General features: G+C 59.1%; 1 protein-coding gene. It reads right to left on the reverse strand.

Annotation, left to right across the window (positions count from 1 at the left end; translation table 11 throughout):
- Positions 1 to 19 precede the first annotated feature (19 nt).
- A partial coding sequence (locus tag A3730_RS01740) for a glutathione S-transferase N-terminal domain-containing protein (RefSeq protein ID WP_063537345.1) occupies positions 20 to 613 on the reverse strand: 594 nt, incomplete at its 5' end.

A 613-nucleotide genomic window follows, 5' to 3' on the forward strand; every position in this document is an offset into this window, starting at 1 on the left:
GAGGTCATTTCGGACATGGTTACAGCGGGTTACGCAGTTCGCGCTCGGCGTCGGTCAGGCTGGCCTGGAACGCATCACGATCAAACAGACGCTCGGCGTAGTCCAGCAACGGCTTGACCTGCTTGGCAGGCAGCTCAATACCCAACGCCGGCAACCGCCACAAGATCGGCGCCACCACGCAGTCCACCAAGGTGAACTCTTCGCTCATGAAGTACGGCAGCTCGCTGAAGATCGGCGCGGTGGCAATAATCGCCTCACGCAGTTCCTTGCGACGCTTGTTCAGGCTGGCGTCTTTCTCTTCACCGGCCAGGATCGCATCCACATGACCACACCAGTCACGCTCCACGCGGTGAATCAACAGGCGGCTCTGGGCACGCGCCACCGGGTAAACCGGCAACAACGGCGGATGCGGGAAACGCTCGTCCAGATACTCCATGATCACCGTGGACTGAAACAGGGTCAGCTCACGATCAACCAGCGTGGGCACTTCATTGTACGGGTTCAGCGAGGCCAGATCTTCCGGCTTGTTGCTGCTGTCCACATCAACGATATCGACTGTGACCCCTTTTTCTGCCAGCACGATACGCACGCGATGGCTGTAATGATCTTCCGG

Source organism: Alcanivorax sp. HI0044 (assembly GCF_001634945.1).